The organism is Shewanella sp. NKUCC05_KAH, assembly GCF_019345585.1.
In the GTDB taxonomy this organism is placed as follows: domain Bacteria; phylum Pseudomonadota; class Gammaproteobacteria; order Enterobacterales; family Shewanellaceae; genus Shewanella; species Shewanella oncorhynchi.
The window spans coordinates 59950-76524 of the sequence record NZ_JAHKQZ010000003.1; the positions used below are offsets into that span (position 1 = coordinate 59950).

Below are 16575 nucleotides of genomic sequence, written 5' to 3' on the forward strand. Positions count from 1 at the left end.
TTATCGCTATGTTATCAATGAAAGACAGCGTTGTCATATAAGCTTGAATAAATAAATTAAACATTTTAAGTATATGAAAAATTAGCATTAATTATGTATTTTCATAAAAAATAACAATAATTGTCAAAAAAATGTAGAAATCCTGTTCTTTCTTGTGTACTTTAATAATGACAACGCTGTCATCTGCTTGTGTGACGCGTTGTTTGTAAGGTCTGCATGAGAGGATGAGGTCTCCTTATCATGTGTTTGGCAGGAGTATTGCTGTCGGGCGGCGATACGTTTGTCTTTGATATTTTGATAGTCTCTCCCCAGAAACTAGCGTGGGCTGGGTACTGTAAGCAGTGCCCAGCCATTTTTTTAGGATGTTTTACGGTATTACTCAATTGCCTACCTCAGCACTTGAACGTTAGCGGCATAGATAAATAAAACTCACTGGTATAAACCAGATAATAAAAGAGGCTGCAATTTATGGCGATTCATTTAACGGCTGTGATGCGTGTCATTGCAATTGGCATGACGAGTGTCATTGCCCATATCACCGCACTCATCATGACAAGAAGAACGGTTGGCATACCCCTGTTTATAATGGCATTAGCGTTTTTTTCGGCATTTTCCTCTTTTGCTGTATTTGCTACCGACACAGCTATAAACCATTTAGCTTCAAATTCTGATGTGTCTAAATCGTCTGCACAGGTTTCAAAAAAAATCACCACCGCGATACAGCAGGAATGGTTACTAAAGTTACTTGATGAAGCACTGCGGCGCTCGGATTCGGGTTATCAAGCGCAAGAAATGTCGACTCAAATGAATCAAAAGCGCAAGGTCGAAGAAGCACTCGCTGGGACAGTCGACGTGTTTTGGAGCATGACCTCAAAGGAATTGGAAGAAACTGTGCTTCCCGTGCGCATTCCATTGTTTAAAGGGTTACTCGGTAATCGGCTGCTGATTATCCGTAAATCGGATGAGGCACGATTTGCTAATGTGAAAACCATGGCGGATTTTAGGCAGTTAAAGGTGGGGCAAAATCGTTATTGGCCCGATGCAACGATTTTAGAAGCCAATGGATTACCCGTCGTCACTAGCTATCAGTACACCAATTTATACCCCATGTTAGAAGGCGGGCGTTTCGATTATCTTGCCCTCGGCGCCCAGGAAATTGGCGAAGAACTCGCAAATCACCCCGATCCCGCACTTAAGGTCGATAGCCATATCCTGCTGCAATATCGTTCGCCAGCTTATTTCTTTGTTTCCCCTAAGCGCCCCGAACTTGCTGCGGCCATTTTAGCCGGGCTTGAAAGTATGGTAAGCGACGGCTCTTTTGATGAGATGTTTAATCGCGAGCTTAAAATTGAGCAACTGTATCGTGAGGCTAAGTTTGAACAACGGGTGATTATCCGTCTTGATACACCTGATTTAAGTCCATTAACACCAATAGAACGCACAGAATTATGGTTAGATCTTTTTAGTATGCAAGGTGCAAAATAATGAAAACATTAGCCTTAAAAGTACAGATTGGATTAGCGGCAGCAATTTTTATGATTGTTAGCGTTCTGTTCGGTGCATCTTACTGGTTGGCGAGCGATAAATTGGCCGCCAGTGAAACTGAGTTTGAAGAAAATACCGTCGCCAATTTACAAGTGACCATGGCGCAGCCCATCTTCACCTACGACTATGAGCAGATCCGTGCAGTGCTATCTGTGATGCTTAAATCTGCGCAGATTTATCATATTGTCGTGAGTGACCATCGCGGTAAAGTGTTAGCCGAGAGTCAACAGGCTCAAACAGTGGCCGATGAGTATCTAGTGAAACGTGAAATTCAATTTGCTGAGCAAGGTAACCCAACGGGCCAATTGGCTATTCAGTTTTCTATGTTGCCTATTCGCGCTCAGTTGTCAGATTTACTCTTAGGTTATTTCTTGCAGGCGTTGTTAATTCTCGGTGGCAGTTTATTTGTTATCTTCATTATTCTTAAACGTTTAGTGATTAATCCACTTGGGAATGTGGTCCGTGCTATGGAAGAAATTGCCAGCGGTGACGGCGATTTATGCCACAGATTACCCGTTGAGAGTCAGGATGAGATTGGTCAGCTTGCCAAGGCATTTAATGGTTTTGTTGAGCAAATTCACGGCACGATTTCCAGAGTGCACGAAACCTCAGGGCAATTACTGGGCGATGCCAAAGCGCTTGGTTCACTGTCGCAAACCAACAATGATCGTGTGCAAACCCAATTAAAAGAAACCGAGGCGGCAGTGACGGCTGTAACTCAGCTGAGCGCCAGTGCCAATGAAGTCGCCATTAATGCGAAACGCACCGCGGATGCGGCGAGTCAGGCCGATAAAGCGGTCGATGACAGCCAGCGGCAGTTCGATTCGGGATTAGACATTACTCGTAAACTGGCATCTGAATTAGCCCGCTCGGCACTGTCTGTTTCACAGTTACAGCAAGAAACGCAAAAGATTGATGAAGTCGTTGTAGTCATCAACAGTATTGCCGAACAAACCAACTTACTGGCGCTTAATGCTGCGATTGAAGCGGCGAGGGCGGGTGAACAAGGGCGCGGTTTTGCTGTGGTTGCCGACGAAGTGCGTACGCTGGCGAGCCGAACCCAACAGGCAACTGGTGAAATACAGAAAATGATCCAGCAGGTCCAGAGCCGAGTGGCCGAAACGGTCACTGTGATGCAAGCGAGCCAAGCCCTCTCAACTCAGGGCGTTAACCGCTCAGAAGAAATTAAGTTAGTGCTTACTAAAGTGACTGATTTAGTCTCAAATATCAGTAATATGAACATCGAAGTTTCCCATGCGGCACAGGAGCAAACCTGCGTCACCGAAGCGATTTCTCGCACGTTAAATGATCTTGCCAATGTCTCAGGTTCAGCCTCACTCGATAGCGAGCACTTAGCGCACTCGAGCGAGCGACTGTTTCACCAAGGGGAAAGACTGCGGACGTTAGTAACTTCCTTCAGATTATAGCCATTTCTGGAGCTAGATAAGGATAATCATGAATAAAACACTTTCAGCAAGCGCCATTTTACTGGCTTTAGGATTAGCGGCCTGTTCCGAGGCGCCTGTGACGCCTTCCGCAGCGTCAGCCGATAAGGCTGTAGCTCAAACACAGCAAGCTCAGGACGCATTAACTCAAGCGCAGTTACAACAACTCGGGGATTCGTTAGTCGTAACTTACCGTGTTGTGACCAATGTGCCAGACGATAAGTGCCTAAAAGATAAAGCCGATGGCCGCTGTTTTGTCGCTCAAATTGATTTCGTCCCTGGTATGGATTTAGCCAGCCAAGATTGGGAAATTTATTTAAGCCAAATGCGCCCTGTGCAATCGGTTGAAAGCGGTGAATTGACGATAACGCACGTTAAAGGCGATTTACATCGTATTACGCCAACGGCCGCTTTTAAGGGATTTGTTAAGGGCGAGAAAAAGCAACTGACGTTCCGTGGTGAGCCGTGGCAATTGGCTGAAACCGACGCTATGCCAAACTATTACCTCGCAGCAAAAGGATTAGAGCCCGTCATTATCGCCAGCACTCAAGTTGGTAAAGATGCCGAAACGGGTTTAGAGACACGTCCGTATGTTGAAGGGGTTACGAATTTTAAAACCCAATATCAACGCACTGAAACGGATAAACTCGCGCCAGCCGATGCCGCGCAATTATTTAAAGCTAATCAAAGCGTGAGTGAAGATGCCGCCTTGGCTGTGGATACCATTATCCCAACGCCACAAAAGGTGAAGATCCATTCAACCGATACACCAGTATCCCTTGCTGGTGGTATTAAGCTCGAATATCAGCATGATAACCCAGAGCAAAAGCGTCAAGTTGCGGCGGCGGTGGTACGTTTAGCTCGCCTGGGTGTGGCTGAATCTGCGAGTGGCATTACGGTGAAATTTGCCAGCCAAAAAGGGGATGAGGGCAGTTATCGCTTAGATATTCAGCCAACTGAAATTGTGATCGCTGCCAATGATGTGGCGGGCTTCTCTTACGGTTTGTCATCATTAGCAAGCCTTGTGGATGTGAATTCGCTGAAAATGAATGCCATGACCATCGAAGACAGCCCACGCTATCCGTTCCGTGGTATGCACATTGATGTGGCTCGTAATTTCCACAGCAAACAATTGTTGCTGGATTTGCTCGACCAAATGGCGGCTTATAAGCTCAATAAACTGCATTTACACATGGCTGATGATGAAGGTTGGCGACTCGAAATCGACGGGCTACCTGAGCTGACCGACATCGGTAGTAAACGTTGTCATGATCTTGCTGAAAATACCTGTCTGTTACCGCAACTGGGCAGTGGTCCTTTTGCGGAGTCGAGCGTTAATGGTTTCTATACTAAACAAGACTATATCGACATAGTGAAATATGCCGAGGCGCGTCAAATTCAAGTGATCCCATCGATGGATATGCCGGGTCACAGCCGCGCCGCGATTAAAGCGATGGATGCGCGTTTTCGTCGATTACAGGCTGAAGACGTAGAGCTTAAAAACACGGGCAAAGTGCAGGTTGTCCCTGTGCAGGAAACGGCAAATCAAGCTAACACAGCGGTAAAAGCGTTAGATGCGGGCGCTCGTCAATTGCAAGCTGAAGGGAAAACTACTACAGCTGAGCAATATTTGTTATCCGATGCAAACGACAAAACGGTTTATTCTTCAGTGCAATATTACGACGACAATACGCTTAACGTGTGTATGGAGTCGACTTATCACTTTGTCGATAAAGTGATTGATGAAATTGCCAAGTTACACCAAGCCGCGGGTCAACCATTGACGCGTTACCACATTGGTGCCGATGAAACGGCGGGAGCTTGGAAACAATCTCCGCAGTGTTTAGCATTTGTCGCCAATAACGATAAAGGCGTTAAGTCGATAGATGACTTAGGCGCTTATTTTATTGAACGAATTTCGACTATGTTAGCGGCAAAAGGCATTGAAGCAGCAGGATGGAGTGATGGTATGAGCCATGTTCGCCCTGAAAATATGCCCGCTAAGGTGCAGTCTAATATTTGGGATGTGATTGCCCACAAAGGTCATTCGCGCGCCAATCAGCAGGCAAATCTCGGCTGGGAAACCGTACTTTCTAATCCTGAGGTGTTGTACTTTGACTTCCCCTATGAGGCCGATCCTAAAGAGCATGGTTATTATTGGGCGAGCCGCGCGACCAATAGCCATAAAGTCTTTAGCTTTATGCCTGATAATTTAGCCGCTAACGCCGAGCAATGGACCGATATTGAAAATCAGCCATTCGAAGCGGATGACAGAATAAAACTTGATGAGGCGGGTAACAAAGTCTCGGGCCCAAGGGAGAAAGGCAAACCTTTTACTGGCTTGCAAGGGCAGATTTGGAGTGAGTCGATTCGCAGTGACGATACGATTGAATACATGGTGTTTCCGCGTTTGTTGATGTTGGCTGAGCGTGCTTGGCATCAAGCCGTATGGGAAGTACCTTATCAATATCAAGGTGCTGTATATAATCAAAGCTCGGGTGCTTTTACCTTAACCATGCGTGATGCACAGGCAAAGGAGTGGCAACAACTCGCGAATACCTTGGGCCACAAAGAGTTTATCAAGCTAGATAAAGCGGGGATTGATTATCGCGTACCGACGGTCGGCGCCGAGATCCGTGACGGTAAACTGTTTGCTAATATCGCCTATCCCGGCCTTAAACTCGAATACCGTAGCCTCAATGGCCAATGGCAAGCTTATCAAGCGGGATTGGCGGTCACTGCACCGATTGAGATCCGCGCCATTGCGGCCGATGGTATTCGTAAAGGCCGAAGTTTAATCGTTAACTAAATCAATTTTTATATCTGGCTGTATTTTAAAGATAAAATACAGCCTTTTTGTTTTTCTGTGTCAGTGATTTCCTAAATTTGATTTTAGATCATAAATCACTTAAAAAAGTAAATGACAACGCTGTCATTTTTGCTGTAACATTGAGTTAACTAAAGTTGAGCGCTGTATTAACGGCAAATAATAAGCAACGGTAGCGCTGCATTGATAGGTGAAGAGGGGTGTCATGGGGTTAGTCCAGACAAAAGATCAACCACTGTTTATAGGTGTAGATGGAGGCGGTAGTAAATGCCGAGCCACCATCTACTCAGCAGAGGGTACCGTTTTAGGGACAGGTGTTGCTGGACGCGCAAATCCACTGCATGGTCTAACACAAACATTTGAATCCATTGAAGCATCGACTCGCCTAGCGTTGCTGGATGCGGGCATGAACGAGAGCGATAGTCACTTGCTGGTGGCGGGTCTTGGTCTTGCTGGCGTAAATGTCCCTAGGTTATATCAAGATGTTATCAACTGGCAGCATCCTTTTGCAGCTATGTATGTCACTACCGATTTGCATACGGCTTGTATTGGTGCCCACCGCGGTGCCGATGGCGCTGTGATCATCACGGGTACTGGCTCTTGCGGTTATGCCCATGTTGGTGATACCAGCTTGAGTATTGGTGGTTATGGTTTTGCATTGGGCGATAAGGGCAGCGGTGCTTGGCTTGGATTAAAAGCTGCGGAACACGTGCTGTTAGCACTCGATGGCTTTGCCGTACCAACTCGATTAATCGATATGCTGTTGAATGAGTTTGGTGTCACCGATGCGCTAGGCATTGTCGAAAATCTAGCGGGTAAATCATCAAGTTGCTACGCCGCATTAGCCAGAAGCGTACTCGATTGTGCCAATGAAGGTGACGCAGTCGCGACTGCCATAGTGCAAGAAGGTGCTGATTATATTAGCGAAATGGCGCGTAAGTTATTTAGCTTAAATCCGGTGCGTTTTTCTATGATCGGTGGTCTTGCTGAGCCTTTACAAGCTTGGCTCGGTGCCGATGTGGTCGCTAAGATTTCAGAAACCTTAGCACCACCCGAACTCGGTGCTATGTATTTCGCCCAGCAAGAATTTAATAAGTCGTTGTCAGTGCACATAGGCACTGAAGCCAAATCCTGTATTTGAACGTGAAGGTAAAAGACATGACAAACACTATTATGGAACAAGAAGCACGCACTGCACCGCAAAAAATTGCGGGTCAATTAGAAGCTAACGCTGACATCATGCAGCAGTTAGGTGAGAAACTGCGCGCCTTCGCCCCTCGTTTTGTGATGATAGTAGGTCGCGGCTCATCGGATCATGCGGGAGTGTTCGCTAAATACTTATTTGAGATTGAAGCGGGTGTACCGACCTTCGCCGCCGCACCTTCAGTGGCGAGTGTGTATGGTAAAACCTTGAAACTCGAAGGCGCGTTAGTCATTGTGATTTCACAATCTGGCCGGAGCCCTGACATTTTGGCGCAGGCGCGTATGGCAAAAAATGCCGGTGCTTTCTGTGTTGCCTTAGTGAATGATGAAAGTGCACCGATTAAAGATATCGTCGATGTCGTTGTGCCTTTACGTGCCGGCGAAGAAAAAGCCGTTGCCGCGACTAAGAGTTACCTCGCGACGTTGTCGGCGATTTTACAACTTGCCGCCGCTTGGACTCAAAGCGAATCGCTTGCTAGCGCCGTCGCTTCTTTACCCCAAGCGCTGCAAACGGCGGTGGACGCTGAGCCACAACTCACGCCAGAATCCGTTGCCGACGTGAAGAACTTAGTCGTACTCGGCCGTGGTTTAGGTTATGCGGTATCGAAGGAAATCGCGCTTAAGCTAAAAGAAGTGTGTTCAATCCATGCCGAAGCGTTCAGCAGCGCCGAGTTCCTCCACGGCCCTGTCACTTTAGTTGAGAAAAAACTCACTATCGTCGATGTGTGTATTGGCGATGAATCTTACGCTAGCCATATTGAACAAATTGAAAACGTGAGCCAACGCGGCGCCGATTTAGTGCATCTGAATCAAACCTCGACGGACATTCACCCTCGTGTTGCTCCGTTAGCGTTATTACAACGATTCTATATCGATGTGGCTGCGGTTGCGATTGCCCGCGGTATCGATCCCGATCAACCTGCTGGCCTTAAAAAAGTGACCCAAACGCTTTAAGCTGCCTAGCTTTAAGTGGCCAAAGTTTAAGAGGTTTAGGTGTTGCGGATTAGATTTAGCGGACTTTTAGCTGCACGATTAAACCTGTTCAGCTAAGCTCGTGCAGCTAAGCCCTCGCAGTGAACTTAATTTAAGACTTAAGTCACTCGTGTTATTTATTGAAAGAGGTTTGCGATGAAAATCACCTTGATCGCCGAGCGTATTTTTGATGGTGAATATTTCCATCAAGATGTGCCTGTAACTGTTGAAGACGGGCACATTCTGGCGTTTGATACGGTTGTTGGCGCGAAGGAAATCCGCCAAGCCGGAACGCTGGTGCCTGGTTTTATCGATGTACAAGTGAACGGTGGCGGCGGGGCGTTATTCAATGCCAATCCGAGTGTTGATTGTATTGAGACTATCGGCCGTGCTCATGCGCGTTTTGGCACGACAGGATTTTTACCCACACTTATCACCGATGATGTCAGCGTGATGGCCAATGCGGCCGATGCCGTGGCTGAGGCTTTAGTCAAAGGTAGCACTGGCGTTTTAGGGGTGCATTTTGAAGGGCCACATTTATCTGTACCTAAAAAAGGTGTGCATCCACAGGGCTTTATTCGCGAAATCACAGAGGCTGAACTCGCGGTATTTTGTCGTCAAGATCTGGGGATTAAAGTGGTCACGCTTGCGCCTGAGAATGTGTCGCCAGAGGTGATCCGTACGCTCGTTGCTTCGGGCGTTAAGGTGTGTTTGGGTCATTCTAATGCCGACTACGATACTGTGGTTGCGGCATTAGCGGCAGGCGCTACGGGCTTTACTCACCTTTATAATGCTATGTCTCCTCTGGGCTCCCGTGAGCCAGGCATGGTTGGCGCGGCGATTGAGAGTGAAACCGCTTGGTGTGGTTTGATTGTCGATGGTCATCATGTGCATCCCGCGGCGGCAAAGGTCGCACTACGGGCAAAACCGAGGGGCAAAATGATGTTAGTCACCGATGCTATGCCGCCTGTGGGTATGGACGGTGAGACTAGCTTCGAGCTCTTCGGTACGCAAGTGCTGAGAGTCGGCGACAGATTAAATGCTGTGACAGGTGAGCTGGCGGGCTGTGTGCTCGATATGGCGACTGCGGTCAATAATACCGTCAACTTGTTGGGTTTACCTTTGGCGGAAGCCTTGAGAATGGCGGCGTTGTATCCCGCACAGTTCCTCGGGATTGATCATAAAGCTGGCCGTTTAGCACTGGGACATAGGGCTGATTTTGTTTTGCTCGATGCGCAGAACAAAGTGCAGGCAAATTACATTGCGGGACAAGCAGTCTATTCAGGGCCGATTTATGCGGGCCAGGCAATAGGGGCACACCCTTAAATCGCTTTCGCAGTTTAGGTGATGTGTAACAATTGGCCCTTGTCGTATTTTGATGACAGGGGCTAAGTTTTTTTATTGTACAGCACTAATTTTAAACAGTATTAGTTTTGCTCAACTTTTATAAAAGCTTTTAATAACAATAATAAAGGATGATGGCATGGGGACTACACAGACAAACGCAATTATGCCAGCAAAGGTGAATAAACCTAGGTTGATGTCTCTGGATGCACTGCGCGGCTTCGATATGTTTTGGATTTTGGGCGGTGAGGCCCTGTTTGGGGGCTTGCTTATTTTAACGGGCTGGGCAGGTTGGCAATGGGGCGATGAACAAATGCACCATAGCCAATGGCATGGTTTTCACTTCTACGATTTGATTTTTCCGCTGTTTATTTTCCTCTCTGGTGTGGCCTTAGGTTTATCTCCCAAACGTTTAGATAAATTACCGATGAAGGATCGATTACCTGTGTATCGGCATGGGATTAAACGACTCTTTTTATTGCTGCTACTGGGCATTTTATATAATCACGGTTGGGGTACGGGCGCGCCTGCCGATCCTGAAAAAATTCGCTATGCCAGTGTGTTAGGTCGAATCGCCTTTGCATGGTTCTTTGCCGCATTACTGGTGTGGCATACGAGCCTACGAACGCAAGTTATTGTCGCCTTGGGCATTTTACTCGGTTATGGCGCAATGCAACTTTGGTTGCCTTTCCCCGGTGGACAGGCAGGCGTGCTCTCGCAAACGCAATCCATCAATGCCTATGTCGATTCGATTTTATTACCCGGCATAAGCTATCAGGGACGTACACCCGATCCTGAAGGTTTACTGTCGACCATCCCCGCCATAGTCAATGCGTTAGCGGGTGTGTTTGTCGGCCACTTTATTGTTAAATCCCATCCTAAAGGTGAGTGGGTCAAAGTGGGATTACTCGCCGTAGCAGGTGGTGCTTGCTTAGCCTTAGGTTGGCTGTTGGATCTTATTATTCCGGTCAATAAAGATCTGTGGACCAGTTCATTTGTGCTGGTGACGTCGGGCTGGAGCATGCTCCTACTGGCGGTATTCTATGCACTAGTCGATGTGCTTAAGTGGCAAAAAGCCGCATTTCTCTTCGTGGTGATAGGCACCAACGCCATCATTATTTACCTAGCCTCGAGTTTAGTGGATTGGAAATATATCGCCCAAAGCGTGTTTGGCGGCTTAGTGATGGCCTTGCCTGAAAATGCTCAAGCGTTAGCTGCGGTTATCAGCTTACTTGCGGTGCAGTGGCTGGTTTTATATTGGATGTATCGCCGCAATATTTTTGTCAGAATTTAGTCAGTTAGCTTAATCGCTTGAGATAAGCCGCACGCACTCAGTGTCTGCGGCTTTTTTTACATTATTTTCTGGATGTGAGTCATCACTTACTTATAACTTATCAGATGGCCAATCGATGATTACGAGGGAATATTCGCGAGAATTTATTAAATGACAGCGTTGTCTTTTTGTGTTATTTGTTTTAACATCACTGAAACAATGGTGCGTTTGGATGATAACATTAGCCATTGCGGACGAGTCGCGATACGGATATTCGGGAACTTAGGCATTAATTTAAACCCCGTTATCACCTAAATAATTAATTACTATAAGAAGCAGGTTTATGGAAATGACACTCGATAAAAGCCAGCAGAAAAGCAGCTTTCTCCCCATGGCCATAGTGGCCGCTCTCTTTTTCATCCTCGGATTCGCCACTTGGTTGAATGGTTCTTTGATGCCTTATTTGAAACAAATATTGCAACTCAATCCCTTTCAAGCGTCGTTGATCCTGTTTTCTTTTTACATTGCAGTGACCTTTACTGCCTTGCCATCCGCTTGGCTTATTCGCAAAGTCGGCTATAAGAATGGTATGGCGATAGGCATGGGCGTGATGATGTTGGCGGGCTTACTGTTTATCCCTGCTGCGGAAACACAAATATTTGCCCTATTCCTTTTCGCCCAATTAGTGATGGGCGCAGGCCAAACCCTATTACAAACTGCGGTTAACCCTTATGTGGTGCGTTTGGGGCCTGAAGAATCTGCGGCCGCCCGTGTCAGTGTGATGGGTATTTTGAATAAAGGTGCGGGTGTGATTGCGCCTTTGGTGTTTTCGGCGTTGATTTTAGACAGCTTTAAAGACCGTATTGGTACTGAGCTAACTCAAGTACAAATTGAAGAAATGGCTGACGGTTTAGTATTCCCCTATTTAGGCATGGCTATTTTTATCGGTATTTTAGCGCTCGCGGTAAAAAAATCACCTTTGCCAGAGTTGTTGAATGAAGATGAAGCTGCTGAAAATACGGATAAAGGGCAACTTAAAGCGGCATTATCTCACCCTAACTTAGCCTTTGGCGTGTTAGCGCTGTTTGTTTATGTTGCTGTAGAGGTTATTGCTGGCGATACCATTGGTACATTTGCTTTGTCTTTAGGCATAGAGTCATACGGTGTTATGACTTCCTATACTATGGTGTGTATGGTGCTGGGTTATTCTTTAGGTATCCTGTTAATTCCTCGTTTTATTTCACAACCTAAGGCTTTGATGGTGTCGGCTATTCTGGGTTTGTTACTGACATGCGGTATTTTGTTTGGCGACAATAATTCCTACGCTATTGCTAATGTTTTGTTAGTGCCTTTTGGCGGTGTGGCGCTGCCCGATACTTTGTTGATGATTGCTTTTCTTGGTTTAGCTAATGCGATTGTTTGGCCTGCGGTGTGGCCGCTAGCTTTGTCAGGTATGGGTAAATTGACCAGTACAGGTTCTGCGCTTCTCATCATGGGGATTGCAGGTGGTGCCTTTGGTCCAGTGTCTTGGGGGTTAATGAGTTCAGCGACAGATATGGGAATGCAGGGCGGTTATATTGTGATGTTGCCATGCTACTTGTTCATTCTGTTCTACGCGGTGAAAGGCCATAAGATGCGCAGTTGGTAGTCAAGTCTGTTTGAACAGCTAAAAAGAAGCCCTCGATGATGAGGGCTTTTTTGTGTCTTAGTTAATCTAACCTAAGGCGAAATTAGAACGCGTAACTTACGCTCGCAAGCACGGTATCTGAGTTTTTGAATGCGCCATCAGAGACCTTTTGGTCACCGCTGAGATCTGTTCCTAACCAAGCGAGAGAAAGCCCAAAGCCTGCCAATTCGGTCGATACGCCAACAGAGTAATCAGAGTAGCTATCAAAACCTTCACCATCATCTAAGGCATCACCCACATTGTAACCATAGTGCAAATCTAGGCTCCAATTCTCGACAAATTCGTAGGAGTAGTTTAGTTCTCCATAGTGATAATCTAAGTCAGTACCACCGTAATCATTGGTAAACCAATAGGCTAGGCGAAAGCCCTTAAATTCCATACCCGTAATCACTTCGAAATAACCTATATCACTCTCACCTGAGTAGTTATAACGGTTAAGGGTGATGTCGTAGGTCAGATCTTCGTTGATCTCACCACCATAGGCGACATAGAAATCGTATTCGATCGCTGGGCCGTTATAACCTGGCTCATCAAAGTCCACGTTACTTGCCCAAGCCCCGACAGAGAAACCCGAATCGAAGCTCCAATCGATACCACCTTGCAGGGCAGGATCTCCAGCGGTTTGTGATACGCCGCGAAAACGATAGTCGTTAGTAAGACTAATTTCCCCAGTCACTTCGGCGGCGACCATGCCGGAGAATAGGGTCGTGGTTAGCGCGAGTCCGACAAGCTGTACCAGCCGTTTTTTTTTCAGATTATTATGCACGGTATTTCTCCCATTTTCTTTGTTGACTCGGACGTGTTACTGGCGACCATGGTTATTCAATCGCGCCAGTGCATCCGTTGGTTTGCCAAACAACAGCCTAGGAAAACCCGTTGCTGTGACCTCATGGCGAGTTATTGCTAAGATAACTTAGCTTTTTTGAGGCTAACATCAGCCTCGTCGATCTCACTTTTGCTCGAAAATGACGTAAACCTTGCGGCAGGGCTCCACTACTTCCCAAGTGCCTTGAAAACCCGCGGGTATGATAAACCTGTCACCCACAGTGAACGTCTGCGATTGACCTTGAAGATCGGTGATAACACTTATTCCTTCGAGGATTTCGCAGTACTCGTATTCAGTGTAGTTTATTTTCCAAGCGCCTGATTCACTTTGCCAAATTCCACTGTGAAATTGATCACAAGGGCTAGAATAATGATTCTCTAGCCCTTGAGTTGGATTGCCAGCTAACAACTTTTCCGTCGGTAACTGGTAGGTTTCGACGGGTGTTTGCGCCGTAGCAAAGCGAATAATGGCGTTGATACTCACAGTCATTTGCGATTTCCTTGTTGAGCTGACATTCGGCTATTTCATCGTTGGCATCACAAACTCGGCTTGAGTCTGTTTACCCACCGGCCAGCGGGCAGTAATTGCCTTACGCTTAGTATAAAAACGCACGCCATCGGGGCCATGCATATGCAGTGGCCCAAACAGTGAACGCTTCCAACCGCCAAAACTGTGGAACGCCATTGGTACCGGGATCTGCACATTCACCCCAACCATACCGACTTGTACGTGGTGACAGAAATGTCGCGCCGCTTCACCACTTTGGGTGAAAATCGCCGTGCCATTGCCAAATTCGTGTCGGTTAATCAGCTCAAGCGCCGTTGGGTAATCTTTCACGCGCACAATCGCCAGCACTGGCCCAAAGATTTCTTCGCGGTAGATGCTCATTTCAGGCGTGACGTGGTCGAACAAACAGGCGCCGAGGAAATAGCCCTGTGGATTTTCTTCAACACTCAGTTTACGGCCATCGACCAGCAGCGCTGCGCCTTCTTGCACACCGGCTTCAACATATTGGGTGACCTTGGCAAGGTGCTGTTTTGAGATCAGCGGACCCATTTCCATCTCTGGCGTTAGGCCGTTGCCGACTTTTAAGGTTTGGATTTGCGGTAGCAGTTTTTCCACTAACGCGTCGCCTACATCGCCTACTGCCAGCACGACTGAAATTGCCATACAACGCTCACCAGCACTGCCGTAAGCGGCGCCCATTAAGGCGCTAACGGCTTGATCTAAATCCGCATCTGGCATGAGTAACATATGGTTTTTCGCGCCGCCTAAGGCTTGTACGCGTTTGCCATGTTTAGAGGCTGTGCTGTAAATGTATTCGGCTATTGGCGTTGAGCCTACAAAGCTCACCGCTTGCACATCTTTATGGGTGAGTAAGGTATCGACGGCTTCTTTGTCGCCGTTAATCACGTTAAACACGCCATCGGGAAGACCCGCTTCTTTAAGCAGCTCGGCAATCCGCATCACCGAGCTTGGGTCTTTTTCCGAGGGTTTCATAATAAAGGTGTTACCGCAGGCAATCGCGATTGGGAACATCCACATGGGAACCATCACGGGGAAGTTAAAGGGCGCTATGCCTGCGACAACACCTAAAGCTTGATTAACTGACCAAGAATCGACGCCGCCACCGACTTGCTGGGTGTGTTCACCTTTAAGCAAGTGCGGAATACCACAGGCAAATTCGACCACTTCGAGACCACGGATCAACTCGCCCTTAGCATCGTCGATCACTTTGCCGTGCTCACGGGTGATAAGCTGCGCCATTTCATCTAGGTGCTGCTCGACTAAGGCTTTGAATTTAAACAGCACTCGAGCACGGTTGAGCGGCGTGACTTGCGACCATGTTTCAAAGGCGGTTTTAGCGATAGCGATGGCTTCGCCGACTTCGGTTTCGCTTGCCAGTGAGACTTGGCCACGTAGCTCACCCGTAGCGGGTTCAAAAATATCTTGGGTTCTTATACTGGCAGGGGTGTGCTGACCATTAACAAAATGAGTGATCTTGAGCATAGTTAACCTTTGAAGTTCCCCGCCGCAGCGGGGTGTTAAATGTGAGAGTGGAACGAACCGCTGGTGCTATTATCCAACAGCGTTAATGGCATCGCTTAGGCTATTAACCATTTGGTCAATCTCGCGTTTATCGACAATCAGTGGCGGTGACATGGCAATGATGTCGCCCGTGGCTCGCACTAAAGTGCCGTGGCGGAAGCAGTGTTCAAACACGCCGTAACCCCGTTTACCCGCGCCTTGAGCGTTAGGGGAGAATTGAATCCCCGCCACTAAACCTGTGTTGCGGATATCAATCACATTCGGCAACCCTTTGAGGCTGTGCACTGCGTCTTCAAAGTAGCGCTCAAGCTCAAAACTACGTTCGAATAATTGCTCATTCTCATAAATTGATAGGGTGGCAAGTGCCGCAGCCGCGGCCACGGGATGACCTGAATAGGTGTAGCCGTGGAAAAACTCAATCAGTTCATTAGGGCCTTGCATGCAAGTGTCGTGAATAAAATCTTGCACAAACACTGCGCCCATAGGGATGGCGCCGTTATTGATGGCTTTAGCCGTGGTGATTATATCTGGGATAACGCCCCAACGTTGACTCGCAAAAGCGGCGCCAACGCGGCCAAAAGCGGTAATGACTTCGTCAAAAATCAGTAGGATGCCGTGTTTTTTGGTGATTTCACGTAGACGTTTTAAGTAACCTTGTGGCGGCAATATCACCCCTGCTGAACCCGACATAGGTTCAACGATCACGGCGGCAATATTCTCGGCGCCATGCAGGGTCACTAGTTGTTCTAATACTTCGGCTTTTTCAGCGCCAAAGTGTGAGAGTCCACGGGTAAATGCCGCATTTTGGATATCTAAGGTGTGCGGTAAGTGATCGACGCCTTGCAGTAATTGGCCGCTAAATGCCTTGCGATTATTGCTTAACCCACCCACAGAGATGCCGCCAAAGCCGACACCGTGGTAACCCATTTCGCGCCCGATAAAGCGGGTGCGTGAGGCTTGACCATTGGCTCTGTGATAGCAAAGTGCCATCTTAAGCGCAGTATCGACGGACTCAGAACCTGAGTTAGTAAAGAAGACTTTGTTCAATCCCTCAGGACTGAGCTCGACTAACCGCTCGGCAAGTTCAAAGGCGATAGGATGACCCATTTGGAAGGAGGGCGCGTAGTCCATCTCTTTAATTTGTTTGCTGACCGCTTCGCTGATTTCCTTGCGACCATGGCCTGCGTTACAACACCATAAACCTGCGGTGGCATCTAACACTTTATTACCATCAATATCCGTGTAATACATGCCTTCGGCCTTGGCGAGTAACCGCGGACTGGCTTTGAATTGGCGGTTAGCGGTAAAAGGCATCCAGAAATGTTCAAGTGAGGGTACGCTTGAGGAATTGAGCGGCAAATCGGCCATAGTGTCTACCTTGTCCTGTATTTTCAGGTCTTGTTT

The 16575-nt window shown here is 47.4% G+C and carries 12 protein-coding genes; 8 read left to right on the top strand and 4 right to left on the bottom strand.

Annotated elements, in window-relative coordinates; all coding sequences use genetic code 11:
• The first annotated feature begins 468 nt into the window (after window positions 1-468).
• The 8 genes from KO533_RS03955 to KO533_RS03990 all read left to right on the top strand — a co-directional run bounded on the left by KO533_RS03955 (window position 469) and on the right by KO533_RS03990 (window position 12257).
• On the top strand, window positions 469-1485 hold the full coding sequence (locus tag KO533_RS03955) for a transporter substrate-binding domain-containing protein (RefSeq protein WP_219252952.1): 1017 nt from the start codon (window positions 469-471) through the stop codon (window positions 1483-1485).
• The gene (locus tag KO533_RS03960) at window positions 1485-2972 is read left to right on the top strand and encodes a methyl-accepting chemotaxis protein (protein ID WP_173246238.1); all 1488 of its coding nucleotides are present in this window, start codon (window positions 1485-1487) and stop codon (window positions 2970-2972) included. The genes KO533_RS03955 and KO533_RS03960 overlap by 1 nt, the downstream gene beginning before the upstream one ends.
• 28 nt (window positions 2973-3000) lie before the next feature.
• Window positions 3001-5799, top strand: a complete 2799-nt coding sequence (locus KO533_RS03965; RefSeq protein WP_219252953.1) for a family 20 glycosylhydrolase — start codon at window positions 3001-3003, stop codon at window positions 5797-5799.
• 223 nt (window positions 5800-6022) lie between these two features.
• Entirely contained in the window at window positions 6023-6958 is a 936-nt protein-coding gene (locus KO533_RS03970; protein ID WP_219252954.1) for a BadF/BadG/BcrA/BcrD ATPase family protein, read from the top strand.
• Between the two features lie 17 nt (window positions 6959-6975).
• The gene (locus KO533_RS03975) at window positions 6976-7974 is read left to right on the top strand and encodes an SIS domain-containing protein (RefSeq protein ID WP_028760900.1); all 999 of its coding nucleotides are present in this window, start codon (window positions 6976-6978) and stop codon (window positions 7972-7974) included.
• A 174-nt stretch (window positions 7975-8148) separates the two neighbouring features.
• Window positions 8149-9318, top strand: coding sequence for an N-acetylglucosamine-6-phosphate deacetylase (nagA, locus tag KO533_RS03980; protein ID WP_219252955.1), 1170 nt, complete (start codon window positions 8149-8151; stop codon window positions 9316-9318).
• 157 nt (window positions 9319-9475) lie between these two features.
• Entirely contained in the window at window positions 9476-10630 is a 1155-nt protein-coding gene (locus KO533_RS03985; protein ID WP_219252956.1) for a DUF5009 domain-containing protein, read from the top strand.
• Window positions 10631-10958: 328 nt separating this feature from the next.
• Complete coding sequence (locus KO533_RS03990; protein WP_105252977.1) at window positions 10959-12257, top strand: sugar MFS transporter; 1299 nt, start codon at window positions 10959-10961, stop codon at window positions 12255-12257.
• A gap of 82 nt (window positions 12258-12339) precedes the next feature.
• Here KO533_RS03990 and KO533_RS03995 read toward each other — a convergent pair whose 3' ends face one another.
• The 4 genes from KO533_RS03995 to KO533_RS04010 form a co-directional block, all read right to left on the bottom strand.
• Window positions 12340-13062, bottom strand: a complete 723-nt coding sequence (locus KO533_RS03995) for a TorF family putative porin (protein WP_131525457.1) — start codon at window positions 13060-13062, stop codon at window positions 12340-12342.
• 183 nt (window positions 13063-13245) lie between these two features.
• Window positions 13246-13611 carry a cupin domain-containing protein gene (locus KO533_RS04000; protein ID WP_115335277.1) on the bottom strand — a complete coding sequence of 122 codons (366 nt, stop codon included), beginning with the start codon at window positions 13609-13611 and terminating at the stop codon, window positions 13246-13248.
• Between the two features lie 30 nt (window positions 13612-13641).
• Window positions 13642-15132: a CoA-acylating methylmalonate-semialdehyde dehydrogenase gene (locus KO533_RS04005; RefSeq protein ID WP_219252957.1), complete on the bottom strand. Its 1491-nt coding sequence runs from the start codon at window positions 15130-15132 to the stop codon at window positions 13642-13644.
• 69 nt (window positions 15133-15201) lie between these two features.
• Window positions 15202-16539, bottom strand: coding sequence for an aspartate aminotransferase family protein (locus KO533_RS04010; RefSeq protein WP_219252958.1), 1338 nt, complete (start codon window positions 16537-16539; stop codon window positions 15202-15204).
• Between the last annotated feature and the right edge of the window lie 36 nt (window positions 16540-16575).

What these genes read in the sequence shown, in the direction of transcription:
- KO533_RS03955 (WP_219252952.1), top strand. Translation starts at nt 469, where the DNA reads ATGGCGATTCATTTAACGGCTGTGATGCGTGTCATTGCAATTGGCATG.
- KO533_RS03960 (WP_173246238.1), top strand. Translation starts at nt 1,485, where the DNA reads ATGAAAACATTAGCCTTAAAAGTACAGATTGGATTAGCGGCAGCAATT.
- KO533_RS03965 (WP_219252953.1), top strand. Translation starts at nt 3,001, where the DNA reads ATGAATAAAACACTTTCAGCAAGCGCCATTTTACTGGCTTTAGGATTA.
- KO533_RS03970 (WP_219252954.1), top strand. Translation starts at nt 6,023, where the DNA reads ATGGGGTTAGTCCAGACAAAAGATCAACCACTGTTTATAGGTGTAGAT.
- KO533_RS03975 (WP_028760900.1), top strand. Translation starts at nt 6,976, where the DNA reads ATGACAAACACTATTATGGAACAAGAAGCACGCACTGCACCGCAAAAA.
- nagA (WP_219252955.1), top strand. Translation starts at nt 8,149, where the DNA reads ATGAAAATCACCTTGATCGCCGAGCGTATTTTTGATGGTGAATATTTC.
- KO533_RS03985 (WP_219252956.1), top strand. Translation starts at nt 9,476, where the DNA reads ATGGGGACTACACAGACAAACGCAATTATGCCAGCAAAGGTGAATAAA.
- KO533_RS03990 (WP_105252977.1), top strand. Translation starts at nt 10,959, where the DNA reads ATGACACTCGATAAAAGCCAGCAGAAAAGCAGCTTTCTCCCCATGGCC.
- KO533_RS04000 (WP_115335277.1), bottom strand. Translation starts at nt 13,611, where the DNA reads ATGACTGTGAGTATCAACGCCATTATTCGCTTTGCTACGGCGCAAACA.
- KO533_RS04005 (WP_219252957.1), bottom strand. Translation starts at nt 15,132, where the DNA reads ATGCTCAAGATCACTCATTTTGTTAATGGTCAGCACACCCCTGCCAGT.
- KO533_RS04010 (WP_219252958.1), bottom strand. Translation starts at nt 16,539, where the DNA reads ATGGCCGATTTGCCGCTCAATTCCTCAAGCGTACCCTCACTTGAACAT.